This window comes from Hymenobacter sp. BT18 (assembly GCF_012273015.1).
In the GTDB taxonomy this organism is placed as follows: domain Bacteria; phylum Bacteroidota; class Bacteroidia; order Cytophagales; family Hymenobacteraceae; genus Hymenobacter; species Hymenobacter lutimineralis.
The window spans coordinates 3,553,015-3,578,015 of the sequence record NZ_CP050954.1; the positions used below are offsets into that span (position 1 = coordinate 3,553,015).

The following is a 25,001-nucleotide window of genomic DNA, read 5'->3' on the forward strand; positions in this document are numbered from 1 at the left end:
CCGCGCCCTAGGCCGCAGCAGTGGCCAACGCGCGGGGCGCTTTAGCGAAATAGCGCTGATAAAACCACCGCCCTAGCCGGATGGAAGGTTGCTCCAGCACGTGGTAGCTGACCCAGGCCACGCCGAAAAACAGCAGGAACGTAGTCGTTACCCCCAGGGCCAAGCTGAGCTTGCTGGTGTCGTCGTAGCTGAAAAACAAAATCAACTCCCGCATGAAGGGGTGGTGGAACAGGTAGATACTATAGCTGTATACCCCCACCAGCGCCATTGTTTTGGCCGCCAGCGCCCCCACGCGCGAGTCAGGGCGCTCCGGCCGGTGCAGGTACCAGTCGATGGTGCAAATGTAAAACAGGCCGAAAATGACCCGCCCGTACAAAGGGGAAAGCGGCGTCATCTTCAGCAGGAGCAGCAGTACGGCCGCGAGCAACAGGTAAACCGGCCGGCCCGTAAACAGCCGCCGCCCGTAATGAAGCTGTTCGGCCAGGTAGGCCCCCAGGCCCCACACCACCCACGTATTGAATGGCAGGTTAATCAGCAGGTGCTTGCCAGAAAGTATCACCGCCGGCACGCCCACCAGCGTGACGGTCCCAAGCCGCCATAGCGTACGCTTAAGCCCCCATTGGCTACGCATCCACAGAAAAGCCGGGTAGAGCAGGTAGAGTTGGGCCTCCAGGGCCAGCGACCAGAACGAAGGGTTGATGGAGATAATAGTGGACGGAAATAAGTTGTGGGTGAGGGTAAGATGCGTCAGAAAGCTGAACGCGCCCCCGCTGCCCACCGCTAAGCTGAAAAACAGTAGGGCCACCAGATACGGTGGATAAATACGCCAGAAGCGCTTATTGAAAAAAGCTGGCCAGCTGAACGCACTGCCGCTTTTCAGATACCCCCGGTGCAGCAAAAAACCAGACAGTACCAGAAATAGGGTGGTGCCTTGACCCGTCGATAGCGGTGTGAGGGTGAGTAGGATGCGTTTTAAGGGATATTGGCTGAAATTGTAGACCACCATGTACGGTTTGTAGTCATAGATTTCGAAGGTGCCGAAAACGCTGTAGATGGCGTGGTAGCAGAAAACCAGCAGAATAGCCAGGCCGCGTAGTATGTTAATCCGCTGGACTTGGGTTGTATTCATTCCAGGATTGGTAGGAGGCGTTGATGGGCCAGCGCTGACAGCTGGTCCAGAAGCCGGGAGAAGAATCAGCAAGAGCACTACTTAGCGGGCGTATGCAAAAAGGCTCCGGGCTAAATAGGGTTCTAAAAATAGAAAAAGCTTAGCTATAGCAGCCAATCATTTTGCTGAGTGGTGCGCTCCACCAGCCATGCTACGGTAGCACTTGTGCCCGCTTACCTGTGCACCTGGCTTGGGCAGCGCGCCTACGCTGTAATTAACCAGGGGGAACGATAGGCAAAAGCCCACGGCAAATAGGCCCGTGGGCTTTCCTGGTGGAAGCCCGGAAATAAAGCTAGGCAGGCTTCTGCTGGCAGTCGGTAGGGCAGGTTGCCTTAATACGAAGGCCGCTCAGGGTAAGGGGCATCCACAAGAAGTTGGCGCAACCACTGGCAACGCACGTGCCGACCAGCGCTGGGGAGCCGGCTCCCTACCTGCTCGCCGAGTACTCGGCAAGCACGCCAAGTGTGCCCCACGCCACCGCCGAGTACTCGGCGAGCATACCCCAAGGGCCTGACAGGCGCTCTGCGTACTCAGGGAACCCAACCGGAGTGCCTGGCCGGATTCCCGAGGCCTTGGCGGGCACTACCGCCAGTACAACCAAGGCGCGCTGCGTACTCGAGAGCGGCGCCCGGACCTGTAACCGCCGCCGAGTACCCGGCAGCGGCGGTAAGGTGGCAGCGGGGTTTTGACAGTGTACAAACCGGGGCCGTCTGGCCTGCTGGACTGCTACAAAAATGCCACGAAAACCCTCCCTCTATGCGGGGCTACTCCGACAATAAGCGGGGCACTTGCGACAGTGTGTAACTACTTTCTGCCCCACTCGACGCTTTCGCCGTCACTCGGCTATGTCGAGTGAGGACGGGGTGGCATTTAACCCAGTACAATACGCTTCGGGGCCATTTCCTCGGCGTAGTCCTGTATCACTTGCCGCAGAATCTCCATGTCGCGGGGGCAGTAACGGGCAAATTCCTCCCAGTTGGTCAGCGTGAGTACGGGCGGCATTTCCACGATGTCCACCACCGGATCCTAGAAAGCGTCCCACCCCGGGCCGTACCACTCTTCAAAGCCCAACTGCTCCTTGAACAGCTGGTGCAGCGCCGCTTTGCTGGCAATACCGGTGAGGTCGAGGGGCATTATTTCGCTTGTTGCCGGGGAGCCAATGCCTTCTGCGTTGCTTCAGGAATGGATAGGAAGTGTTGCTGTACGTAGCCGTTTAGCAGCGGGAAGCCAGCCTCCGGGAGTGACACCCGGCACCAGCCATCTGCGTGTATACTGTCCAAGTTCACAGTGGTACCTGCTGTGACTGTCCCAACGACGTGAGAGTCGCGTGCGGTATCAGTAGCCATTGAATAGACAGGTACTTGTTTGCCTGTTACTAACACTGGATGCTGAGCCATTCTTACCATGTGGCCAAGCCAAGCCATAACACTCAGGTTGAAAATACAAACCCATATAACTAGTGGTATCCAGTTGATGCGCCACTGGCCGTCACGAGTTTCTAGTGGCGTAATCTTAAATCCCATTCGTAGTTAAAAACTATGTGAGATTCAAAGGTAAGCAGACGATATGTTAGCCACGCCTCACCCCGCTGTATCCTCCACCTCATCCCCGTCATCTACCATCACCCGGGCCAGTTTCTCGATGTTGAGGCTGCGGGCAGAGGCGTCGAAGATTTCGCGGTAGGTGCCGCGTAGGTCGTAGAGCTGCTCGTGGGTGCCGCTTTCCACCATGCGGCCCTGCTTCATCACGTAGATGCAGTCGGCATCCACAATCTGGGCCAGGGAGTGGGAGATGATGACCACCGTGCGGCCCTTCTTGATGGCCTCCAGGGAGTTCTTGATTTGCTCGGTGGCAATGGCGTCGAGGGAGGCGGTGGGCTCGTCGAGGAAGATGATGGGCGGGTTTTTCAGGAACAGCCGGGCAATAGCAATGCGCTGCTGCTGCCCGCCCGAAAGCTGCTGGGCGTCGCTCTGGTAGCCTTTCGGCAGCTCCATAATCTGCTCGTGCAGGTAAGCCTGGCGGGCGGCCGCTTTGATCTGGTCGAGTGTCGCGTCCATTACCCCGTAGCGGATGTTTTCCTCAATGGTGCCCTTGAAAATGTGGTTTTTCTGGAGCACCAGCCCAATTTGCCGGCGCAGGGCGTGGGTATGGTAGTCGGCCAGGGGATGGCCGTCGAGCAGCATCTTGCCGCGGTCGGGGGCGTAGAACTTGCAGAGTAGGTTGATGATGGTGCTCTTGCCGGCCCCGCTCAGGCCCACCAGCGCGGTAGTTTTGCCGGCCTCAATGGTCAGGCACACATCGTGCAGGGCCTGGGTGCCGCTGGGGTAGGTGAAGTCCACATGGCAGATGTCGAAAGTGCCCTGCAGGTGGTCGGGCAGCAGCTGGCCGGTGGGTTCTACCGCGTCGTGGGCGTCGAGAATGTCGAAGAAACCCTCGGAGTAGGTGAGGGCGTCGTTCATCTCGTCGTAAATGCGGTGCAGCTGCCGGATGGGCGCCGACACGTTGTTGAACAGCAGAATGTGGAACATGATGGCCCCAATGCTGATCTGCCGGTCGAGCACTAGGTAGGCCGTGAGGATGATGATCAGCACCACCCCAATCTGCTCGGTAAACGTCTTGAGGCCGTCGTAGAGGAAGTTGGTTTTGCGGGTCTGGAGCTGGGCTTCCTGCAGGTTCTGCTGCACCTGGGCCTGCTTCTGTTCCTCGTAGTCTTCGCGCACGAAGCTCTTGATGACTACGGCCGAGTCGATGAGGTTCACGAGGCCCTGGCTGCGGGCTTCGCGCAGGCCACGCAGGGCGCGGCGGGTGCCATTGAGCTTGTCGGCCTGGCGGTAGCTCAGCCAGAAATACACCGGCAGCACCGCCACGGCCACCAACCCCACATACACGTTGGCCATGAACATAATCACCAGGGCCACGATGGAGTTGGCGAACAGCGGCAGAATGTCGATAAAGAAGTTCTGTACCAGCTTCATCAGGCTTTCCACACCTCGGTCGATGCGGGTCTGGAGCTTACCGGTCTGGTTGCCGCTGTCGGAGTAGAAGCCCAGCTCGTAGCTGAGCACCTTGTGCACCGCGTCTCGCACCAGGGTGCTGGACACGTTGATGCGGATTTTCTCCCCGTAGAACTTCTGCCCAAACTGAATGCCGGTGTTGATGATTTCCTTGCCCAGCAGCAGCGCAGTTACAATGAGCAGCAAATCGGCACCCTGGGTGAGGCCCTTGTTCTGGTTGAGCAGGCCCTGCACGGTATCCACGGTGTAGCGCAGTACAAACGGATTCACCTGCGCCGCCAACGAGCCCACCAGCGTGAGCAGCAGCGTAGCCAGCACCAGGGCCCGGTACGGCAGCACGTACGGGTACAGACGCTTGATAATTTCCCAGAGACTCATGCAGCAGCGGCTAGTGTGGTGGTAGCCGGTTAGACGAGCGGGGCAGGGGCGGGGTTTAGGCTTGCAGCTTTTTCACAAGTCCACTCAATGAGAGGGGCTGACTATGCTAGCTACTTTTCGGACGTTGTTTGAAATCGGGTTTCGAAGGGGGTGGGTGATTGGTGGCCCGACCGGAGCAGGCACCATGGAATTGCTAACGCTTGCATGGGCGCCCAGGCCGCCGCGGCTCACCTGAATAAAGCAGAAAGCAGTCTGCTATCCGTTCTACCCACGTAGGAAGCCCTTCTAAAAGAAAGCCCCTCCTACGTGGGTAGGAAGGGCTTTCTTGCGTTGAAGTTCGGCGGGAACTAGGGATTCACGTGCTTAAGCTTCCGGCGGCGACGCTCCTGGGCCTGCTTTACGCGGCGGTGCAGAGCCTCACGGGCGGTTTCAGTATGCTCAGCAGTGGCCGGGGTGCTTTCGGCTTTGATGGTCTTGGTCGACATATAAAAGAAAGTTAAGGTCTGCTCAAAGATACCCTTATCCGGCACATAGTGGCGCATTCTTCTTCCACGAACTAGTTACGCCCCCGGCCAATCATTCTTTATGAGGTGCTGGCGCAGGTCTTCGGGACAAACGATGCGGCGTCAAGATGGGCCTATGCAGAAAAGCTTTTCGTGACTTTGGGGGTACCCTTGTTGGCCCTGCAATTACATATCCTGCAAAGTGCTCATGATTGAATCATTCCCTTGCTTACATCTCGATGCGCCCATCCGTTCTTCTTTCGGCTTGCTCGTGAAAAGAGACAGACGCTGATTCGGACAAATTATTCCTATTAATTTATTCCTTCTATGCTTACTGCTCACGATTCGGGTTGGCAACTTTGTATTCCACTTTCCGCCGGTAGGGCTGGCTTAGTAGGTAGCGGAGGATGAACTTGGTTTTCCCCTTTGCCCGGGCCAGTTACGGTCTATGCGCAGCGCAAGCATATTCCTGGCGCTTCCTGGAACCACCGTCGCTAACCCTGGTGACGTGCGGTGAACAGTCTCGGCAGTTGACGACGAAGGCCGGTGGTACCGTGGAGTTAGTAACCCGATGCATGGCGCGGCAGTTGGCTGCTAAGGCGCCGGGGCCAGCAAGCTGAGGGCAGCACACATTACCTCGCAAGTCAGGCCAGTAGCAGGTCGGGAGCCTCGGTCAGCTGGTAGTGCAGCGCCCGGCAGGCGGCCTGTTGCCCAACATCAGCCGCCCCAGTCAGCACCAGGCGGTGCGTAACCGGGGCAGCAAGCTCATACAAACGCTGCAGCACGGCAGCGGCCGTTAGTTCAGGTTATAGACGTGAGAGCGTAGAACTTCCCGGGCAATGGCCAGGTTCGTATCGCGGGAGTTTACGACCAGGTAAATAAACTTCGAGCCGTTGTCGGCCAGCTTAATCAGGTGCGTCTGGTTCGTGAGCGAAATCAGAATATCCTCGATTTTCTCGCTGCCAAGCTTGAGCGCAGACATTGCTTTCTGCTTCTGTTTCACTACCTCCGTGTTGTAGGCAGCGGCCGTATCGGGGTTGAGTGCCGGCGAGTTGGAGTGTGAAGCCAGGCTCATGCCGGAATTGGCATCAACCACGGCCACGGCTACCAGGCCAGGCAGGTCGCCGATAATACCTTCTACGGTCCGACCGGCGGGGGAATTGTTAGAGTATGCCATGCGTGACAGGAAAATAAAAAAGGATGTAAAACAGTAGAAAAGGGGAAAGCTGAAAAGGATGATGTCGGCAATGCCTTGCCTGCTAGCCATTTTACCGGGCCAGCCGCCTGCTAGGCTAGCAGCCTGCGCGCTTCATGGCCATGCGCAGCACTTCGCGGGCCAGGGCCAGGGACAATTCATCGGCCTTCACGGCCAGATACACAAACCACTCGCCTTTGCGGGCTACGCGCAACAGGTGCAGGTGTCGCCGCATGGGGATCAGCATATCGGTAAGCTGTTCGGGCCGGCCGGGCCAGGCCTGCAGGGCCAGCTGCTGCTGCCGCACGGTCGTGGCATGGTGCTCGGCTACCCATTCGGCGGCCGGCGCCCTGGGCCGGCAGTAGCTGGCCAAACACTTCCCGCTAGCCACATCGATGGCGGCTACTACCCGCAACCCGGGCAGTTCCGCTTTGATAAGCTGGATAACTTTTTCCGGCTGGCTGGTCGCGGCTGACGCGAGCGGGAGCGGGACCAAACGGTGCGCCGCGTGGGGTCGTTTGGGGGGTAGCGAACTGTCAGAACTGGCGCCCGTCATGCTGTTGTCGGCTGGGGAAAAGGAGAGGCAACGGGCAGCTGCCCGTTGCCTGCTCAGTGAGCATTCATAGTCCACACGCCTGGTGTGGCAGCAGCAGGGCCCAAGGGTGAGGCAAGCGCCCCGGTCACTGCCGGAGGCCGGCACAGTGCCTGGGCAAGACCGGGCTGGTCTTAGTTCAGCAAGCCCGACTCTTGGCGGCACACATCGCGGGCAATAGCCAGGTTGGTGTCGCGGGAATTGACCACCAGGTAGATGAACTTTTTTCCGTCGTCGGACAGGTTAATCAAGTGAATCTGGTTGGAGAGCGAAATCAGGATATCGTCAATCTTTTCGTTGCCGAGCTTAAGGGCGGACATTGCCTTCTGCTTCTGCTTCACAACTTCGGTGTTGTAGGCTGCGGCGGTTTCGGGGTTCAGGCTGGGGGAGTTGGAGTGCGAAGCCAGGGCCATGCCGGAGTTGGCATCAACCACGGCTACGGCCATAAGGCTTGGCAGCGAGTTGATGATGTTTTGAACACACTGGCCAGCGGGGGAGGAGGTAGAGTAAGCCATGATACTGTTGGGAAAAAGGGTTGGAAAAGTTTAGGTGAACTTAGTCGGGTTGGCGGGGCGGTAAAACAAACCCGTTGACTTTGTCAGGTAGTCCCCCGCTGCGCCGCCGACAATACAAGGGTAAGGGTGGCGGCGAAATGAAGCATTGGGTTTTTGCTGAACCAACACGTATTTAAAGCGAGTGAACAGCTTTTTGAAGGGAGTGAAAAAGCCCTCCCCGTCCCTTCGCCAAATTTGACGCCGGCCGCAGGTCGGGACCGACGCATCCGGTGCTATTTTGGCCAGGAATTTCAGCTGGCCACGCCTGGCCCGGTGCCAAGTCTTTGCCCGCTATTTCGCTTCTCCAAGCTTCCCCATGCCATCCGACCGCGCTACTCTTCCTGCTACCGAGGCCTCGGCCCGCATCGCCGAACTGGAAGGTGCACTGCGGGAAGCCAGCGCCCGGGCCGCAGTGGCCGAACGTCGGCTGGCCAGCCTGGCCGATGTCGCCGGCCCTGGCCTGTTGCTGCTGAACCCGGACGGGACTATTCACCACGTCAACGAGGCGCTGTGCCTTTTGCTGGCCCTGCCGGAGCCGACAGAGCACTGGGCGGGTAAACCCGCCGACATCCTGTTTGCCCGCCTGCGTCACCTGGCGCTCGAGCCGGCCCAGCCAGCTCGCCTCCTGGCGGCGTTGCGCACCGGCCAGCAGCCCGCGCCCGGCAACTCTATCCCCCTGCGTGACGGCCGCTTGCTGACGCAGGACTACACGCCGCTGCCCGCCCCCGCTGGCAGCGCCCGCGCCGAGCTGCTAAGCTTCCGCTTACTGCTACCCTCGCCCCCAGCAGCTCCGGCAGCCGGGGCCCCCGGTCAGTCATTTTCCAATGACTTGGTGCAGTACCTGCCAGCTCCCGTAGTCATTCACTCCGCGGCCGGGGTAATTCTTTCCTGCAATCAGGCGTTTGCCCTCCTGCTTCAACTACCCCCCGATCAGCTGATCGGGCACTCACTCTCTGCGTTTATGCCGGCTGCGGGACTGGAGCTTGTCCTGCCTGCTTACTTAGCCCAGGTGGCCGCACGGCCGGCCGCGGCTGGCGTGCTGCCCCTGCTACCGCGCGATGGGCAGCCGCGTGAACTACTCTACCAGGCGCAGCGTATTGGACCGGCAGATCCAGCGGCCGACGTGCTGCTCTGCGGGCTCGACATCACCGAGCGGGCTCAGGCCGAGGCAGAGCTGCGACGCGCTAAAGACAAAGCAGAAGCGTCGGGCAAGGCCAAAGAAGCTTTTTTGGCCAACCTCAGCCACGAAATCCGTACCCCCATGAACGGGGTGCTGGGCATGGCCAGGCAACTAAGCAAAACCCGCCTCAACGAGGACCAACAGGAGCTGCTGCGCATCATTCAGACTTCCGGGGAGCATTTGCTCTCCGTCCTCAACGAGGTGCTCGACATGACGAAAATCAGCTCGGCGCGCCTGGAGCTGGAACAAGTACCGTTTGATTTGCGCGCCTCCGTAGAAGAGGCTTTGCGCCCCCTGGCCGTGCAGGCCCGCGAGAAAGGCCTGGCATTTCACGCGGCCCTGCTGGAGCATAGCGGCCCACTGCCGCGCGTAGTAGGCGACGCCTACCGCCTCAATCAGGTCCTGATCAACCTAACGTCCAACGCCATTAAGTTTACGCCGCCCGAGGGCAGCATCTCGGTGGGAGGGTTTCTAGTGTCGCGCACCGACACCCACCTGACGGTGTTGTTTCGGCTTACCGACACGGGCATTGGCATTGCCGCCGATAAGCTGGACTTCATCTTCGAGGACTTCGCCCAGGCCGGCGTCGATACCGCCCGGCGCTACGGCGGCACCGGCCTGGGGCTAGGCATTGCCCGCGCCCTGGTCGAGCAGATGGGGGGCGCGCTCACCGTGGAGAGCCAGCTAGGCAGCGGCAGCACGTTCTCCTTCACCGTGACGTTGCCCTGCGCGGTCGGGGCCGAAGCGGTGACCCGCCGGGACCCGCCGCTGGATACCAGCGCGCTGCGTGGCCGGCGGGTGCTCGTGGCCGAGGACAATGCCATCAACCGGGAGGTGGTCCGCCGGCTGCTCGAAAGCTGGGGCGTGGTAGTAGACGAAGCGGCTGATGGTCCTGCCGCACTTGCCCTGCACGCTGCCCGCTCCTACGATGCCATCCTGATGGATATACAGATGCCAGGCCTGAGCGGCGTAGAAGTTACCGCTGCGTTGCGTCGCCACCCCGATCCGGCGCGGGCGCAGGTGCCCGTCCTGGCGCTTACCGCCAATGCTTTCCGCTCCGACCTGGACCGTTATCTGCAGGCAGGCATCGACGACTGCCTCACCAAGCCCTTTAAAGAAGCGGAGTTCTTTCGCAAGCTGCTGGCGCTTGTGCATCCTGCCGAAGTGCCGCTCTATAATTTGGCCGAGGTGCACGAAATGGCCGATGGCGACGCCGTATTCACAGCGCGCATGGTACGCTCTTTCCTGGAGCATATGCCGCCCATTATGCAGCAGATTCAGACGGCGGCGGCAGCCGGTCAGTGGCCGCAGGTGGCCCGGCTGGTGCATCACATCAAACCCAACTTGGTGCAGTTTGGCGTGGCTGGCCTGGAGCGGGCCTTGCAGCTACTGATGCAAGTGCCCAAACCAGGCGCCAAAGTCCCCGCCGGCCGAGTCGCCGCCGTGCGCCAGTTGGTGCGGCAGGTGGAGCGCGTGCTTGCCAGTCTACCCGAGGAAAGTGAGACCCTGTAAGCCAGCCCCGAAGCTTAGAGAAAGCGGCAGATCCAGGGCTATTGCGTGCGCAGCCAGTGCTCTTCTTCTCTGCCTACTGGCTACAACGCCTGCAGACGTTGCGCAAAATCTTCCTGGTAGGGGCGGCTGACGGGTACTTCATGCGCGCCGAGCTTGAGCATATTGTCTACCATGGCTTCCACCCGGTGCATATTCACGATGTAGGAGCGGTGCACGCGCACGAAATGCCGGAACGGCAGCCGCTCCTCCATGTGCTTGAGCGTGCCGCCTACAATGTGCTTGCACTTGTCCGTAACCAGCACCACGTAGGTAGACAGCGCCTCGATAAATAACACTTCCTCGAAATTGATGCGCAAAAACTTGCCACTGGTTTTCACGAACAGGTCGGAGCCGGTAGACGAAATATCAGCGGGTGCCGGCTTCAGAGGCGGCGGCATACTAGCCGCCCGCTGCTCAGTTACCCGGGCAATGGCTTGGCAAAAGCGCCCGTAGCCAACGGGCTTAACCAGGTAATCAAGTACGCGAAGCTCGAAGGCATCAACGGCAAAACTGGCATGCGTGGTAACCAAAATAACGGCTGGCTTGGGCTCAGGCAGCAGCTTCACCAGTTCCAGGCCACTGAGGTGCGGCATTTCGATGTCGAGCAGCAACACATCGGCCGGACCGGCGGCGTGGAAATAAGCCAGCGCCTCTACCGCGTCGGAAAAAGAAGCCGCCAGCCTCAGCTGGTCGTGGCGCTGTACGGAGCGTTCCAGCGTCAGCCGGTTCATCTCATTATCATCGATGATGACACAGGCCAGGGGGTTTGCATCAATAGGGCTCATACATAGAATTATATTTAGCGACTAGCAGCAGGCACTGTTAAGGTCGCTTTTTCTGCTGCTCACTGGTCAGGTAAGGCATACTTAAACAGCTGTAGACAGTTAGAGCCGACCTTAGCCTTTACTTTCAATATCCGGCTTGCGGAGCCGGCAGGTCGCGCACCGGGCGCTTTGGCCCACCACTGGTGAGGCAGTCAGGACGCTTTTGACGCGAAAGTACGTCTGCTGACCAACGGTTACGGCTACACTGCCGGGCGGCCCGCTGCGGCTAGAAAAAAACAGGAAACGGCGATGCTTGGCCGGACGAGGCTGCAGCGTTGCCTTTTCCGTTTCTGCGCTGGCTTTTAACTCCAGATCAGCATATTCCGTTGCCGCGCTCATATCGGCGACATCTTTCATGACGGTCACCTCCGCTGCGCTCATACCTTTGGGCACCATACCGTTGCTAGTGGGCAAACTGGTGCCGGCCATAGAAGCGCCGGCGAACGGGGCCGCAATGCCGATCATGGCAGTGATCCGCTGCCGCAACTGTTGGTTGCTGCCAGATAAAGGTTAGCGACTTGTTCACCCACGAGGTGGGCTCTGCCACTTCGCCCTCCTGCGTCTTCATTGCGTGCCAGCACGTTACGGTAGCGTGCGCCGGGTCGGCATTGCGGTGCAGGTAGGCGTTGCGGTATATGAGGAGCAGTTCGCCGGTGCATACATCGAAGAGGAGTAGTGGGTTTCATAGGGAAAATGGGGGGATAAAAGGGCAATAATGAGTGGTTTGCGGACTGTTGACTACCCAGGTGAAAGCTGACTTTGTACCAGGTTTACACTTTTTGTATTGTCGAGCTTTAATTATATATTTTACATTTTTTGATTGTTTAAAATAAAATTGCAATAAAATAATAAAAACCATGTAGAGACATGCAAATACATAACTGAGTATGCCTTAACTAACTTGAATAGGCTAATTGCAGTTAATCGTTAGGAATACTGTTTTTTATAAGCATTTGACCTATTCTGCTGCACTCAAGTGTAACAAATATTACCAGAAAAATCACTTAAATAAATGACCGGCGTCATTTATTTAAGTGATTTTTCTTAGTTGTATAAGCAATGTTATTGTATAAAAATATGACTATTTTAATAATTTAATTACGTTTACAAGCGCCGTCAATCTATTAGGATTAATATTTACTATAGAAACAATGTGGTGGCCGGCTACAAGAAAGTAATACCCTGATTTACGGCTACCCCCTCATTCAGATCAAGTAGTATAGGCACAGACAGCAAATGCACTACGGCTGTGGCCCCGGTTGCCCACCGGGCTATGCAGGTATACTGGTGGGGAGCCTTCGACGTAGGCGCTAAACCACGGACAGTCCCATGAGGTAGCGAGAACAACCCCTAAACCGCGCTACGGGGGCGCCAGACCACGGATCTGTTTTCCTGGAAGCATCAGCCCAACAATCGGCCCACTAGACCGGAGAATGAACATCATTCTGGTAGCGGAGGGGCATAGGGCCGAGGAAATGGTTCGTAGACGGCACCCTGGTGAATACCGGGGACAAGGAATTGACGGTGTCCGCTGCTGAATTGGGGACTGGGGAACACACCGTGGAGCTACGGGTGAAAGATGAAACGCCCTTTGTACGCTCTCCTATCATCTTGCCAGGCCTCACCAAAACCCGCACCTGGCGCGTGACGGTGTCGCAGCCGCTTTCCTCTCGGGAAGAAATAGCCACAGACAAGGTATCCTTGACGTAGAACTACCCCAATCCCGCGCGTGAAAGCACCAGCTTTACGTTCAGGCTAGTCAAACCCGCTGCTGTGCGGCTGACCGTCCATGATCTGGTCGGGCGGGAAGTGGCCACCGTCGTGGCCGGCACCTTTGCGCGCGGCCGTCAGGAAGTAAAATGGCAAGCCCCAGACTTACCGGCGGGGCTTTACCTGTACCGGTTGCAGGTAGGATCAACAAGCATTACCAAGCGACTTATCCCTCAACGATAACCAAGCACGGTTAACCCGAGTGGGAAGCGGCAGACAGCCCTGCAGGAGCCGCTTCACGCTTTGCTGGCGTAGCGGGTTGACCAACTGGGCCTAGCCAAGGCGGGCGTGCTACTCGACGGGTTGGAGCTGGCAGTACAAACCCGCTCCCGCTGTTTATAGCCGTATCAGCCTCAGAAAAGAGAAGTCGGCTCCAGGCCGAACTTGATGCGCTCAACCGCCGCTTCGCCAAAAGCACCGGGAGGCGCGCTTGGCTGTTGCTGCCGTCCGGGCGGGCGCCGTGGTGCCCCTGCAGTACGGGAGTTTATGTTGTGGTGCCCCCGCAGCTGGAGCCGCTGCCGGCCGTGCAGCCGTAGCAGTGCTGGTTGACCACCACAGTACGCGCAGCCAGGGTGGCGGCGTCGAAGTCGCGGAGGTGGCGCACGGGGCTGGCGACTTTCAGGTCGAGCATCTGGTTGAAGTCGCAGTCGTAGAGAAAACCGTCCCAACTCACCGAAATGGTGTTGCGGCACATCACGCCGGCGGCGGCCACGGGGTTGAAGGCGTTGACCAGCTTTTCCATGTAGCCCGCGTAGTTGCCCGACTCGATGAGGTAGTCGAGGTAGCGGCTGACGGGAATGTTGGTAATGGCAAAGAGGCTGTTGAACACGATGCCGTGGTCCTTGAAGAGCATGCGCTTGAACTGCTCCTGCAGGCCCTTCTGGCTGCCCGGCAGAAACGCGCCGGCGGGGTTGTACACCAGGTTCAGCACCAGGCCCGAACCTTCCTGCCCGTAGCCCACGGCGTTGAGCATCTTCAGGGCCCGGATGGAGTCCTCGAACACCCCGTCGCCGCGCTGGCTGTCGGTTTTGGCAGCCGTGTAGAAGGGCAGCGAGCTGACCACTTCCACGCCGTGGGCCTTGAAGAACTCCGGCAGGTCGTGGTACTTCTTGTTGGCCACGATAATGGTCAGGTTGCAGCGCACGATGATATGCCGGCCCAGGGCATGAATCTGCTCCACAAACCAGCGGAAATCCGGGTTCATCTCGGGCGCGCCGCCGGTCAGGTCCACCGTCGGAATGTCGGTCTGAGCCAGCGCGTCGAGGCAGAGCTGCATCGTTTCGCGGGTCATGATTTCTTTGCGGTCGGGGCCGGCGTCCACGTGGCAGTGCTTGCACACCTGGTTGCACATCTTGCCCACGTTGATTTGCAGGACGGCCGGAGCCACGGGCGCCAGCGGAAACAGGCTGGCCTCCCGTAGCTTCTCGTGAAACGCGGGCAGGTGCAGCGTGTCCACCACTTCCTGGCGCAGCACGGTAAGCTGAAACGCGGGTTCCGCGAGTTGGTGGCCCGTAGCTTTGAGTGACTTCATCGGTTACTGTGCTAATGTGTTGGAATGTGCTGATGTGCTAATGCTATTATGCCAGAGTCGTTCATAAACAGGAGACGAACGGTTTTCACCAGCATATAAGCACATTAATCACACCGGCACATTACATGCTGAGCTCTTTGGCCTTGTTCATCATCTGCACGCCGTGGACCAGGGCGGCACCGCCCTTGATGGCGGCGGCTACGTGCACGGCTTCCATCATCTGGGCTTCATCGGCGCCTTTCTGCATGGAGTCCACAGTGTAGGCGTCGATGCAGTAGGGGCACTGCACAGCGTGGGCTACAGCCAGGGCAATCAGCGCCTTTTCGCGCTCCGACAGGGCGCCTTCCTTGAACACCTCGCCGTAGTAGTCGAAGAACTTGCGGCCCATTTCGGACTGCCACTCGGTGATGTTGCCGAATTTGGCCAGGTCGGCCGGGTTGTAGTAAGTAGATTTTTCCATGGGAATGTAAATGGGGAGTAAAGCGGGGGCACAGTATGTACGAGAAGGCGCAGCAAGCAGATTGTCACTCGTACCAGTGGCGGAAGCGGCGGAAGCTGGTGCGCACAAACCAGTCGCCGAGCCGGGGGAAATACGTGTGCACCAGCAGAATCAGCCAGCCCAGGGCCGAAATAACGGTGCGCTGCCGGCGGCGGCGGATGTGGCCGAGGATGATGCCGGCCACCTCGGTCTGCGACTTTTGCCAGCGCGGCGGGCGGTAGGCAATGGGCACGGGTTGCCCGCCGGCGTCGAGCACACGCTTGTCGGGGTCGTTCTGGGTGAAGCCGATGTGGACCACGCCCAGGTGAATGCCGGTGCTGGCCAACTCCAGCCGCAGGGTGTGGGCCAGGTTGCTGAGGGCCGCCTTGCCGGCGCAGTAGGCCGAGCCGCTGGGCATGCCGTTCAGCGCCGAAATCGAGGAAATAAACGTGACGCTGCCCCGCGCCTGGGTCAGCTGCGGCAGGGCGGCCATGAGCGGGTACACCGCGCCGTACACGTTGCTGTCGAGCACCTGCCGGAACACCTCGGGCTGCATGTCCACGAAGTAAGCCCGCTGCGAGATGCAGGCGTTGGCGACGAGGATGTCGAGCCGCCCGAACGCCTGCACGGCCGTTGCCACCAGGCGCTGGCAACTGGGGTAGTCGGTTACGTCGGCCAGGCAGCTGACCACGGCGTAGCCCGCTGCCTCGAAGGCCTCGCAGGTTTGCCGCAGCCGCTCGGGGTTGCGCCCGTTGAGCACCACCGCCGCGCCCTGCTGGCACAGCTGCCGCGCCGTTTCCCGCCCAATGCCCGATTCGGAGCCCGTCACGATGGCGACCTGTCCGCTGAACGCACCCGGTCGGGCCGGCGGCGCGGCGCCCAGCACGGGGGCGCGGCCGGGGGTAGAAGAGGACGTCGGCTCAGACATAGCGGTGGGCTTTAAACCAGTCGTGGGCCTCGGCTACGGCCTGCGCAATGGGCGTTTGGGGCAAGCTCAGCTCGGCCCGCGCCTTGGCCGCGTCGAAGTAGTGGCCGTCGGCCGCCACGGCGACCATACTGGGGTTCAGCCGGCCCGGCCGCCCCGTGAGCTGGGCCTTGAGCTGACTGGCGGCGCCGTACAGCCGGGCCAGGGGCGTCGGGATGGGCCAGCGCGGGGCGGGCACGCCCAGCACCTCGGCTATCAGCCGGAAGGCGGCGCGGTAGCTCAGGTTCTGGTGGCCCAGCACGTAGGATTCGCCCACGCGGCCCTGCGTCAGGGCGTTGACGGCGGCCACGGCCACATCCTGCACGTGCACATAGTTTTTGCCGCCGGCTGGGTAGCCCGGCACCCGGCCGCGCAGCAGCTCCAGCAGCAGGGCGTTGGAGGTGGGCTTGGCGTCGCCGGGGCCGAGCATGAAGGTAGGGTGCACCAGCACCGCCGGCAGCTGCCACTCGCGCACGGCCCGCGTCACCAGCTCGGCGGCGGCCCGCTTGCTGTCCATGTAGTCGAGGCCGTAGCGCTGGCCGGCGAAGGGGCAGGTTTCGTCGCCGGGGCGGGCCAGGGTGCCGAAGCCGAAGACGTTGGCTGTGCCCACGTACACGAAGCGCTGCACCGCGACCTGCCGGGCCAGCTGCAGCACCGTTTCGGTGCCGCCGTGGTTCACGGCCCACACCGCCGGGTTGCGCGCCGGGTTCACTTGCGCCAGTGCGGCCGCGTGGATGATGCCCCAGCAGCCCTCGGCGGCGCCGGCCACGGTGGCGGGTTGGCAGATGTCACCCAGCACGCACTCGACTTCGGTGGGATACTCCGGCTCCCCCACGGCCCCGGTCAGCGGGCGGCGCAGCAGGGCGCGCACGGCGTAGCCCTGGTGCAGGAGCTGCTGCACGAGGTGGCGGCCCAGAAAGCCGCCGGCACCGGTGACGAGTACGCGCCGTGTCATCATCAGCGGTAGTTGAGCAGGGCCTTGTAGGTGCGGGCAATGCGCGGCGGCGGCATCTTCAAAAAAAACATGGAAAAGGCCGTCAGATTGGCCAGCTGCACCCGCAGCCAGCCGTTAGTTTCATACTTGCGGGCCGACACCACCACGTCCTGGGGCACGACCAGAAACGCGGCCACCTGGCGGATGCGCCGAATCATGTCGAAATCCTCCATGATGCAGTAGTGCTCATCGAAGCCGCCGAGCTGCTCGAACAGCGCGCGGGTGATAAACATGGTCTGGTCGCCGCCGCGGCTCATCAGACCCTGGAAGCGGGTGCCGTAGCTGTTGATGCGCAGCAGCGGGTGCCGCGAATCGAAGCGGAAGCGGTAGCAGCCGGCCGGGTACCCGTCGCGTACGGCCCTCCGGATAGTGGTGACGTAGCCCGGATGCACCCGCACGTCGGCGTGCACGAAGTACAGCAGCTCGCCGGCGGAGTGCTGGGCGCCATGGTTCATCTGGGCGGCGCGGCCGGGCTTTGGCGCCAGCAGCACCGTGGCCCCGGCGCGGCGGGCCGCTTCGGCCGTGCCATCGGGGCTGCCGGCGTCGACGACAATGATTTCCACGTCGTGGCCCGGGTCGTGGCGGCGCAGCTCCTGCACCAGCCGGCCGATGTTATCGACTTCGTTATAAGTAGGAATGATGACGCTGATATTCATAGCGGGAACGGCGGGCGGAGGAACAAGTCAGGAGCGGGAAGATGGTTAAAAAGCTTCGCCGATGGTAATATACAGGCCGCTGGAGTGGCGCCCCAGGCCGTAGTCCACCCGCAGGTTCAGGTGGTCCCGGCGGTTTACGGTGAAGCGCAGACCGGCGCCATACGCGGCTTTGGGAGCGTTCAGGCGCAGCAGCTGCCGCTCGTCGCCCAGCGCGCCCACTCCGCCGAACACCACCGCGCCTAGGCGCCGGTACACCGGCAGCCGCAGCTCCGATTGCAGCACGGCCGCGTTCTGGTCGCGGTAGCGGCCCTCATAGTAGCCGCGCAGGCGCCGGGTGCCGCCCAGCAGCGAAAGGGCGTTGAACGGGGCCGTGCCGGCGGTGTAGCTGACGAAGTAATTCAGCGCCAACACGGTGCGCGGCGCGAGGCGGTGGTACGACGACACGTCGGCGGAAAGGCGGCTGAAGCGGATGGTTTCGCCGGCGGCCCCGGCGCCCGTGGCCCGGTTGCGGTGCAGGTAGGCCAGGTCGGCCACCACGCCCTTGGTGGGGAAGAATACCCGGTCGCGGGCGTCGAAAAACAGGCCCAGCCCGCCGCCAGTGAGCCGGCTGCCGCGCCCGCCAGGCACCCGGCCGCTGGCCAGCTCACCATCAGCCACTACACGGGTGACGCGGTAGTCCTCGTACTGGTAGCGCAGGCCGGCGTACAGCTTGCCGCACCGCCAGCCGGGCACGATTCGGCGGAATGCATTCATGCGGATGCGGGGAAAGTTGACGCCGTACAGCTCCCTGGGCACCGCCCGCTCGCCCACCCCGAAGAAGTAGTAGGTGTAGCGGTAGTAGCCGGCCTCGCCGTAGGCGTAGTAACGGTTGTGGTCGTAGAACACCTGGAAGGGCAGATACACGAGGAGCTGCCGGTTCTGGGTGTAGGCCACGCCGAAGGTGAGCTGCGAGGGGCGGGCCGTGGTGTCGCCGGTGTCGCGGCGGAAGCGCAGGGTAGCCGTGGCCGCCGCCCCGAAGGCCAGCCGCGTCTCGGGCGTGTAGTACACCACCGGCAGCGGAAACACCGATACGCGCTTGGGCAAGCTGTCGGGGGAAGTACCGGCGCCGGAAAGGCCGAACAGGGCAAGGAGCAACATGCGGTGAAGATTTCTATTCCATACGAAAGCCGGCGGGCAATAAGATTGCCCGTCTGGCAATCTTATAAGCGGCTATTTGCCGTATATAGGAGCTCAACTGTACTGCTTATGCGCCGAATCATTCTAACCGTATTGCTGGCCGGCGCCGTGGGCGCGGCGCTAACGGCCTTCGTGGCGCCCAAGCCGGGCCCAGAGCGAACTACCACCGCGGCCCCTATCGACCACGTGGTCTACGACCGGCTGCTGAAGAAATACGTCAACGACAAGGGCCTCGTCAACTACAAAGCCTGGAAGAACGACCAGCAGGAGCTGAACCAGTACCTCGACCGGCTGAGCAAGAACCCGCCGGCGGCCGGTTGGAGCAAGCCCGAGCAGATGGCTTACTGGATCAACGCCTACAATGCCTACACCATCAAGCTGATTCTGAACCACTACCCGGTGCAGAGCATCAAGGACATCGGCTCCAAGATCAAGATTCCCTTCGTGACCACGCCCTGGGCGGCCGAGTTTTTTCGCATCGGCGGCAAGAAGATGAGCCTCGACGACATCGAGCACGGCACGCTGCGCAAGAAGTACGACGACCCGCGCATCCACTTCGCGCTGGTGTGCGCCTCAATTTCCTGCCCGCGCCTGCGCCCCGAAGCTTACACGGCCGACAAACTTGACCGGCAGCTCGACGACCAGGGCCGTGACTTCCTGAACAACCCAAGCAAGAACAAGGTGGGCAAGGAAAGCGCGCAGCTCTCGAAGTACTTCGACTGGTACAAGGGCGACTGGAACCTGAACGGGCAGTCGGTGACCAAGTGGGTGAACAAGTATTCGACCACCAAGCTCGGCGACAACGCCAACATCAGCTACCTCGGCTACAACTGGAACCTCAACGAGCAGTAGGCGCAGCGCATCACGTCCCGGCCTGCCCCGGAGGAGTTGCCAATTCCCCCGCCAACGCCACGGGCTACTGCGAAATAAGCCGCTGGCCGTATGCGCCCCGAAACCGCCGTTCCCTTGGTAGCCCCGGGCCGCAACGATAGTTTCGTTTTGCCTTCCACTTACCATCATTATGGGGACGGCCGCTGCTCAGCGCCAGCTGCCCCCCGCCTGGTCAATTTACCGGCCGGGCGTTTTGTTTCCGCCCATGCCTGTAACTGCGATGCTAAAGCTGGGGCTGCTCGGCAGCAGCCTGGCCGCCACCCTACCCGCTTGGGCCCAAAGTCCGGCCGGCACCGAGCAGCACCGCTACAGCATCGAAGTGGCCGGGCTGCGCGTGGGCACGATGACAGCCACCCGCCAGCTCCTGGGCGCCGACGAAATGCGCTACACCCTGGTCAGCGACGTACAGGTCAACTTCCTGGTCTACCGCCTGAAGGTGTACTACAAGGTTATCAACCGCATCCGTGCCGGGCAGCTGCTGCTTTCGACGGTGGAAGCCCACACCAACCAGGGCGACTTTGCCTCGCGCACTGAGTGGAAGGGCGACCATTACGATATCGAGGCTAATCAGTACAAGCACCAATACCGGGCCACCCAAACGGAGCCTATCACCTACACGGTGACGGATATGTTCTTTGGCGAGCCACGGGAACAGCGCCGGGCCTTCACTGAATACTTCGGCGACTATTTCCGCCTGCAGCCCGCGCGCAGCGCCCAGTACCGCGCCCGGCGCGACGGCCGCGAGGATGAGTACCAGTACGCCAACGGAAAGTTGGTGACCATCATCAAGAAGAACCCGCTGAAGAACTTCATTATCCGGCAGCTACCCTAAGCGGGGAAGCATGCTGGCGACGCCTCTGCGGGTGGTATCTTGTAGGAAGCATACCCAATCTTTCCATATCGATTTTTAAGTGTCGTACCTGGCAGATTGCGGTAGCCCCCGTTATCACGGCTTCAGTTCTTCGTGAATTTGGGCATTGTGATTGACGCTCAGAAATCGGAACTGCCGTACTAAATGAGGGCCCATAAGCCGGGTCAGCGCAGCAGCGACGCGGTGATGGCGGCGGTGGGCGAACTTAGGGGCACGTGTGCGGCGTGGCGTGGAGCTGGCCCATGGTGCGAGCCGGGCTGTCCATGCTCGGGCTGTTTTCCTCCTTGAAGACGACCTACCTGCCCAGCTTCGCCCAATGGCAGCAGGACATTGCCAACGGCCTGGCGCTGGCCGACCAGCAGCGCACCTACGAGCACCTGCTGGCCCCGGAATCCAAGCAGGTAATTCGGGACACCCTGAGCCGGCGGACCCACGTCAATTTTCACCGGCCCCACGCCCCGCTATTGTTTCTGGCCGGCGGCGCCGACCGCCTGATGCCCGCCGTACTCAACTGGGCCAACTACCGGCGTTACCGGCACACTGGCTCCATCCGGACCTACTACGAACTCCCTGGCCGCAACCACGCCCTGCTGGGCCAGCCTACCTGGCGTGAGGACGCGCCGCTGGTGCTGCAATGGCTGACCAGCCGAGCAGGAGCCGTGGGAACAAGGTGCGCATCGAAGGTAACGTAGAAGGTGCAAAAGCTGGAATAAGACGTTATGGTCGGCGGCGCCCAGGGCGTGAGGCAGAAGGCAGCAAACCATGCGTTGTTTTGGCCGCTCCCGCTCCACACTACTCCACTGCCAGACGGCGGGCTTGCCCGCCGCTGCGCACCACGTACATGCCCGCCGGCAGCGTCAGGTGGGCCGTGCCTGCCGCGTCGGCCGTGGCGGTCAGCACCAGCCGGCCCAGCGGGTCGAACACCGTCACCATTGCGCCGGGCGCGGCGCCCTTGAGCACGGCCGCACCGGCCGTCGGGTTGGGGAAAATGGTAAGTGAGGAAGTAAGAAAAGGCGGAAGGTTTGCCAGGCGCACCGGTGAGTAGCTGGAGGTGCCATCCTGGTCCACCTGCTTCAGGCGGTAGTAGAGCGTGGCTGACTGGGTGAAGGGCGGAGCGGCGTCGAGGTAGGCATAGCCGGTAGGGTGGCTGGTGGTACCCTGGGCGGCTACCGTCCCGATGCGCGCGAAGGCTGTGCCGTCCGGGCTGCGCTCCAGCTCGAAGTGGGCGCTGTTTTTCTCGGAGGCCGTGCGCCAGGCCAGGGCCACAGCCGGGCCCTGGGCTTGGGCCGTGAAGGCGACGAGCTCCACAGGCAGCGGAGTGCTGCTGCCCGTCAGGTAGAACTCGGAGAAATGGTCGGCCACGGCGGCCTGAGCCACGAACCACGGTACTCCGCCGCTTGGCGTGCTGGCAGCCAGCGACAGCACCCGATACTCGCCGGTGGGGCTGTTGTTACCCAGCTCGCAGTCCTCGTTCGGGCCGTTGTACTGGGTGGCTTTCAGGCTGGCGTAGCTCAGGCCGGCGTCGGCGGTTTGCAAGCGGTCAAATTCGGCGGTCAGGCCGTAGAAGCGTACGTTCACGCTGCTGCCGGGAAAGGCTGGGGTAGTGGCCGTGAGGCGGAAGTTTCGATCGAGGTACTTGTTGCCCCGCCCGTCCTGGCGCACCGGCCCGGCCGGGCCAGTGGCCTGCAGGCTAACTGTAACTGTACCCAGCCCGGCGCGTGTGTCTTGCAAGGCGGCCAGCACGTCTCCGCCCGTGCTTAGCAGGTAGTGCCACTGCCCGTCTCCGGTAGTCAGGTAGCTGGCCGAGGCCAAGCAGGCGGCCGTCTCGTTGTACACTTGCAGTGCCGTGAAGGCACGGGGGCTGCTGGTAGTCCCAGCCGTGGTCACGGTCACGTTGGCGGCACCGGCGGGCACGCCGGCCGGCACCACGGCCGTGAGGCTGGTGGCTGAGGTGAACGTGACGCTGGCCGCCGGCACGCCACCGAAGCTCACGGTGCTGCCCGCCGCGAAGTTTGTGCCGGTGAGCACGACGGGCATACCGGGCAGCTCAGCCGCCGGGCTCACGGTGCTGATGATGGGCACAACGGGCGCCGGTTGGTTCAGCCGCACACTCACTGTGCTGTTACCATTGTTAGCCGTCACAAAATCCAGGTCGCCGTTCGCGTCGCCCAGCGCCACGTTTAAGTGGCTGATAACTACGGAAACCGCCGCGTTGAAGACAAAGTTACCCGTGCCGTCGTTGAGCAGTAAGCTCACGGCATTATCGTTGAAATTGGCTGCCAGTATACCTAGCGTTGACAGACCGATAAGGGCTTACGCCCGACAGCGCCACCCTTTTTAATGCTCGCTTTACCTTGTCAGTACTTCCCGGTTTCTTCCCAAAGGCGCCTGAAAACCATCCGAGTCAACTACTACAAGTGCAGTATATGGCTTCCGTGGTAGACGGACGGGCGTTTTACTGGGCTGTCTGCCATGCCAGGTCACGGGTTAGCAGATACGGTTGATGCGTTTCCGGGTCAAGGCATGCCAGTTGCACCCATCCATTCCCAAACAGTTTTTGTAGCACCGGCTGGGTGCTGATAATGGCATCCAGCACCGGGCGGGGGGCGTAGACGACCGTCATCAGGCGTTGGGGCTGATGATAGGCCAGGCGGTCAGTGGCATACACAGATTGTAGCGGCAGGCCGGTCATCAGGTCGCTGGCATTGCCCTGCATGATGCCGATTTTGCCGGTGATGTTCTGGGTTATTTTGCTTCCCCCGCCAAAGGCCACATTATCCAGCGTCGAAAACAGGTATTGCGTATTAATCCACTCGGCTACTACCATGGGCGCCGTGAGGATGGTGGTGAGGGCGCTGCCCGTTGGGTCCTGGGTATAGTCGTAGGAGTGCAGAAACGAGCGTCCTTCCAGATTCAGGCCCGCCGTCAGGTCACGCGGACCGACAATAAAGGCCGCATTGCGCGCCAGCCCCCATTCCGGACGAACCTGCGCCCAGTCCTGCGAACGTAGCCAGGTTTGCTGTGTCTCCTCGCCAGGACGAGCCGTTTGTTGCATCTGGCCAAGCCGCTCCAGGTTATTGGCCTGCCGTGCTTTGGCCAAATCCTGCGTTAGCGTGTCGAGCGCCTCAGACGGGGTATGGCCATAGAGGCTGACTTCGTCGGTGGTTGTGTTATGCTCGGCCGCAATAAACCGGGTGGTGTCAGGAATCGAAATCCCTGTTTGGCGGAGGTGCGTTCTGACGGCAGGTGTATTCAGGATTCCTGCCAGGATCCGGGCGTTGGGCGCACCATGTCGTCCTCCACAGGCCCCGCAGTCAAGCGCCGTTGCGTAGGCATTATTCTGGGTTGTGCTGCCGTGCCCGCAGAATACGACCAGCGGCGCAAAATGATGGGTAAGTCCCATCAACCGCAAGGCCCCTTCGGCATACACACACTGGTCTGCCAGCGAAAGGGTATCCAGTGACGACTCCCTCGCTATCGGTTTCCGAATTGCCTGAACGGCGCTGCTCTTGAGCTTAGACGCCATACCGGGGGCCAGACTGCGCAGGCCCATCCACGTACCGGTGGCTATTCCCAGACTTTCAACCAGCGCAAAAGGCGTCGTAAAGGTGTATTTCAGGGATTGGTAAAGCTGGTTGAGTTTCGTGAGCCGAACGTACCCCCGGCGGTCCTGCTCCTGCTCGGCCCGGCCACAGCCGGGCGCTTCCTTGACAATGTGTTGGGGCGAGAGCAGCACCGGACAGGACGCATACGATTCGCCCGTCACCGTATCGGTGATCTGCACCGGCACCCCGAAAAAGCCGGCGAAACCCAGCGTCTGGTAATCACCCGTTGCCTCCAGGGCCCGCCGAAAGGCCTCGGAACGGACATCGATACAAAAGACCAACTGGGCCTTGGGGACGCGTGGCGGATGTAGAGGCTGGGCGGCCAGTTGTGCCAGTAAAGGCAAGCGGTACGTACGTTCGGCCTGCTGAATTTGCTCCAGTACGGCTGGTTTCGACTGAACCCGTTCCAGCACCTGCTGATGCCAGGCTACCAACGCACCTGCTTCCGGCCATAGCAACCAGGTGATGATCAACCGGACGGCCAGATAGTCGGTCTGGGCTACCGGATGCGGATGCTGGGCGTCCAGTCCCGCCCAGTTGGTGCGGTACCGGATGTAGGAGGCCCAGCCCGGCAGGGTGGTCAGCAGGAGGGTCAGGAATGTCTGGTGTTCGGGACGGGCAATGCCCAGCTGAAGCAGGCAGTTCTGGATAGCCTGATGAGGGTTTTCGGGCAGGCTGGTCAGCCAGGCCTTTTTTTGCTCATCATGGTTATGCAGGCAGGCGTCGTGAACGGCCAGCTGCCGCCAGGCGGCATATAACCCCTCATGGCGCAGCGGCATGGGCAGGGTGGCCTGGCCGTCGTCAAAATATACCTGGAGCCATTTGATGGTTTGCCGGTTGACGGCCTCCATCGGCACTGGTAGCGCAGCCTGCTGAAAATAAGCTCTTCCCAGCGGTAAGGCTTCCTCCACCGGCAGGTCTTCCAGGCCCTGAAGGGGATTAACGGCAATCAGGTTTTTTAGGGGCCAGAAGGGCGCTATGGTGTTGAAACTACGCGCTACCTGCTCGGCTAAGCGGGTACTATCCCCCTGTTCTGCCTGGAGTATGTGTTTACGAAAGGACTTGGTCTTAACGCTCTTAACGGCTGTTTCCATGGTGGCTGATGG

General features: G+C 61.0%; 24 protein-coding genes. 5 read left to right on the forward strand and 19 right to left on the reverse strand.

The window, feature by feature from the left end; translation table 11 throughout:
* Positions 1–7: 7 nt before the first annotated feature.
* From HER32_RS15270 to HER32_RS15310, 9 genes are all read right to left on the reverse strand, one after another.
* Positions 8–1,129, reverse strand: a complete 1,122-nt coding sequence (locus HER32_RS15270; RefSeq protein ID WP_168682482.1) for an acyltransferase family protein — start codon at positions 1,127–1,129, stop codon at positions 8–10.
* 909 nt (positions 1,130–2,038) lie between these two features.
* Positions 2,039–2,188 carry a hypothetical protein gene (locus tag HER32_RS15275; RefSeq protein ID WP_168682483.1) on the reverse strand — a complete coding sequence of 50 codons (150 nt, stop codon included), beginning with the start codon at positions 2,186–2,188 and terminating at the stop codon, positions 2,039–2,041.
* Positions 2,189–2,194: 6 nt separating this feature from the next.
* On the reverse strand, positions 2,195–2,302 hold the full coding sequence (locus HER32_RS15280; protein WP_168682484.1) for a barstar family protein: 108 nt from the start codon (positions 2,300–2,302) through the stop codon (positions 2,195–2,197).
* A gap of 446 nt (positions 2,303–2,748) precedes the next feature.
* Complete coding sequence (locus HER32_RS15285; protein ID WP_168682485.1) at positions 2,749–4,560, reverse strand: ABC transporter ATP-binding protein; 1,812 nt, start codon at positions 4,558–4,560, stop codon at positions 2,749–2,751.
* A gap of 347 nt (positions 4,561–4,907) precedes the next feature.
* Positions 4,908–5,045: a hypothetical protein gene (locus tag HER32_RS15290; protein ID WP_168682486.1), complete on the reverse strand. Its 138-nt coding sequence runs from the start codon at positions 5,043–5,045 to the stop codon at positions 4,908–4,910.
* A 662-nt stretch (positions 5,046–5,707) separates the two neighbouring features.
* Positions 5,708–5,848, reverse strand: a complete 141-nt coding sequence (locus HER32_RS15295) for a hypothetical protein (RefSeq protein ID WP_168682487.1) — start codon at positions 5,846–5,848, stop codon at positions 5,708–5,710.
* An 11-nt stretch (positions 5,849–5,859) separates the two neighbouring features.
* Positions 5,860–6,240 carry a hypothetical protein gene (locus HER32_RS15300; RefSeq protein WP_149070146.1) on the reverse strand — a complete coding sequence of 127 codons (381 nt, stop codon included), beginning with the start codon at positions 6,238–6,240 and terminating at the stop codon, positions 5,860–5,862.
* Positions 6,241–6,355: 115 nt separating this feature from the next.
* Positions 6,356–6,754, reverse strand: a complete 399-nt coding sequence (locus HER32_RS15305; protein WP_168682488.1) for a hypothetical protein — start codon at positions 6,752–6,754, stop codon at positions 6,356–6,358.
* 230 nt (positions 6,755–6,984) lie between these two features.
* Positions 6,985–7,365, reverse strand: coding sequence for a hypothetical protein (locus HER32_RS15310; RefSeq protein ID WP_149070144.1), 381 nt, complete (start codon positions 7,363–7,365; stop codon positions 6,985–6,987).
* Positions 7,366–7,720: 355 nt separating this feature from the next.
* Here HER32_RS15310 and HER32_RS15315 point away from each other — a divergent pair, with 355 nt between their 5' ends.
* Entirely contained in the window at positions 7,721–10,096 is a 2,376-nt protein-coding gene (locus HER32_RS15315) for a PAS domain-containing hybrid sensor histidine kinase/response regulator (protein WP_168682489.1), read from the forward strand.
* Positions 10,097–10,176: 80 nt separating this feature from the next.
* Here the strand turns inward: HER32_RS15315 and HER32_RS15320 are convergent, their stop codons facing one another.
* Together HER32_RS15320 and HER32_RS15325 are read right to left on the reverse strand one after the other, a co-directional pair.
* Entirely contained in the window at positions 10,177–10,920 is a 744-nt protein-coding gene (locus HER32_RS15320; RefSeq protein ID WP_168682490.1) for a LytR/AlgR family response regulator transcription factor, read from the reverse strand.
* A gap of 111 nt (positions 10,921–11,031) precedes the next feature.
* Positions 11,032–11,424, reverse strand: coding sequence for a hypothetical protein (locus HER32_RS15325; RefSeq protein ID WP_168682491.1), 393 nt, complete (start codon positions 11,422–11,424; stop codon positions 11,032–11,034).
* A gap of 1,308 nt (positions 11,425–12,732) precedes the next feature.
* On the opposite strand from HER32_RS15325, the gene HER32_RS20445 reads away from it, so the two are divergent.
* Positions 12,733–12,912, forward strand: a complete 180-nt coding sequence (locus HER32_RS20445; RefSeq protein WP_410503878.1) for a T9SS type A sorting domain-containing protein — start codon at positions 12,733–12,735, stop codon at positions 12,910–12,912.
* A 301-nt stretch (positions 12,913–13,213) separates the two neighbouring features.
* Here HER32_RS20445 and arsS read toward each other — a convergent pair whose 3' ends face one another.
* The 6 genes from arsS to HER32_RS15360 all read right to left on the reverse strand — a co-directional run bounded on the left by arsS (position 13,214) and on the right by HER32_RS15360 (position 18,489).
* The gene (gene arsS / locus HER32_RS15335) at positions 13,214–14,260 is read right to left on the reverse strand and encodes an arsenosugar biosynthesis radical SAM (seleno)protein ArsS (protein WP_168682492.1); all 1,047 of its coding nucleotides are present in this window, start codon (positions 14,258–14,260) and stop codon (positions 13,214–13,216) included.
* 121 nt (positions 14,261–14,381) lie between these two features.
* Positions 14,382–14,720, reverse strand: coding sequence for an arsenosugar biosynthesis-associated peroxidase-like protein (locus HER32_RS15340; protein ID WP_168682493.1), 339 nt, complete (start codon positions 14,718–14,720; stop codon positions 14,382–14,384).
* Positions 14,721–14,784: 64 nt separating this feature from the next.
* On the reverse strand, positions 14,785–15,666 hold the full coding sequence (locus tag HER32_RS15345; RefSeq protein ID WP_168682494.1) for an SDR family oxidoreductase: 882 nt from the start codon (positions 15,664–15,666) through the stop codon (positions 14,785–14,787).
* Entirely contained in the window at positions 15,659–16,660 is a 1,002-nt protein-coding gene (locus HER32_RS15350) for an NAD-dependent epimerase/dehydratase family protein (protein WP_317169641.1), read from the reverse strand. Before HER32_RS15350 ends, HER32_RS15345 begins: the two co-directional genes overlap by 8 nt.
* Entirely contained in the window at positions 16,660–17,352 is a 693-nt protein-coding gene (locus HER32_RS15355) for a TIGR04283 family arsenosugar biosynthesis glycosyltransferase (protein WP_168682495.1), read from the reverse strand. The genes HER32_RS15350 and HER32_RS15355 overlap by 1 nt, the downstream gene beginning before the upstream one ends.
* Positions 17,353–17,397: 45 nt before the next feature.
* A complete protein-coding gene (locus HER32_RS15360; RefSeq protein WP_168682496.1) occupies positions 17,398–18,489 on the reverse strand; it encodes a BamA/TamA family outer membrane protein in 1,092 nt (363 codons plus the stop codon).
* 108 nt (positions 18,490–18,597) lie between these two features.
* On the opposite strand from HER32_RS15360, the gene HER32_RS15365 reads away from it, so the two are divergent.
* From HER32_RS15365 to HER32_RS15375, 3 genes are all read left to right on the forward strand, one after another.
* Positions 18,598–19,380, forward strand: a complete 783-nt coding sequence (locus tag HER32_RS15365; protein WP_168682497.1) for a DUF547 domain-containing protein — start codon at positions 18,598–18,600, stop codon at positions 19,378–19,380.
* Positions 19,381–19,624: 244 nt separating this feature from the next.
* Positions 19,625–20,251 carry a DUF6134 family protein gene (locus HER32_RS15370; protein WP_232066273.1) on the forward strand — a complete coding sequence of 209 codons (627 nt, stop codon included), beginning with the start codon at positions 19,625–19,627 and terminating at the stop codon, positions 20,249–20,251.
* Between the two features lie 323 nt (positions 20,252–20,574).
* Positions 20,575–20,982 (forward strand): hypothetical protein, encoded by a 408-nt coding sequence (locus tag HER32_RS15375; RefSeq protein ID WP_168682498.1) that lies wholly within the window; start codon positions 20,575–20,577, stop codon positions 20,980–20,982.
* A 100-nt stretch (positions 20,983–21,082) separates the two neighbouring features.
* On the opposite strand, the gene HER32_RS15380 is transcribed toward HER32_RS15375, so the two are convergent.
* Both HER32_RS15380 and HER32_RS15385 read right to left on the reverse strand, forming a co-directional pair.
* Positions 21,083–22,546 (reverse strand): IPT/TIG domain-containing protein, encoded by a 1,464-nt coding sequence (locus HER32_RS15380; RefSeq protein ID WP_168682499.1) that lies wholly within the window; start codon positions 22,544–22,546, stop codon positions 21,083–21,085.
* A gap of 199 nt (positions 22,547–22,745) precedes the next feature.
* Positions 22,746–24,989 (reverse strand): DUF2309 domain-containing protein, encoded by a 2,244-nt coding sequence (locus tag HER32_RS15385; protein WP_168682500.1) that lies wholly within the window; start codon positions 24,987–24,989, stop codon positions 22,746–22,748.
* Positions 24,990–25,001: the final 12 nt, after the last annotated feature.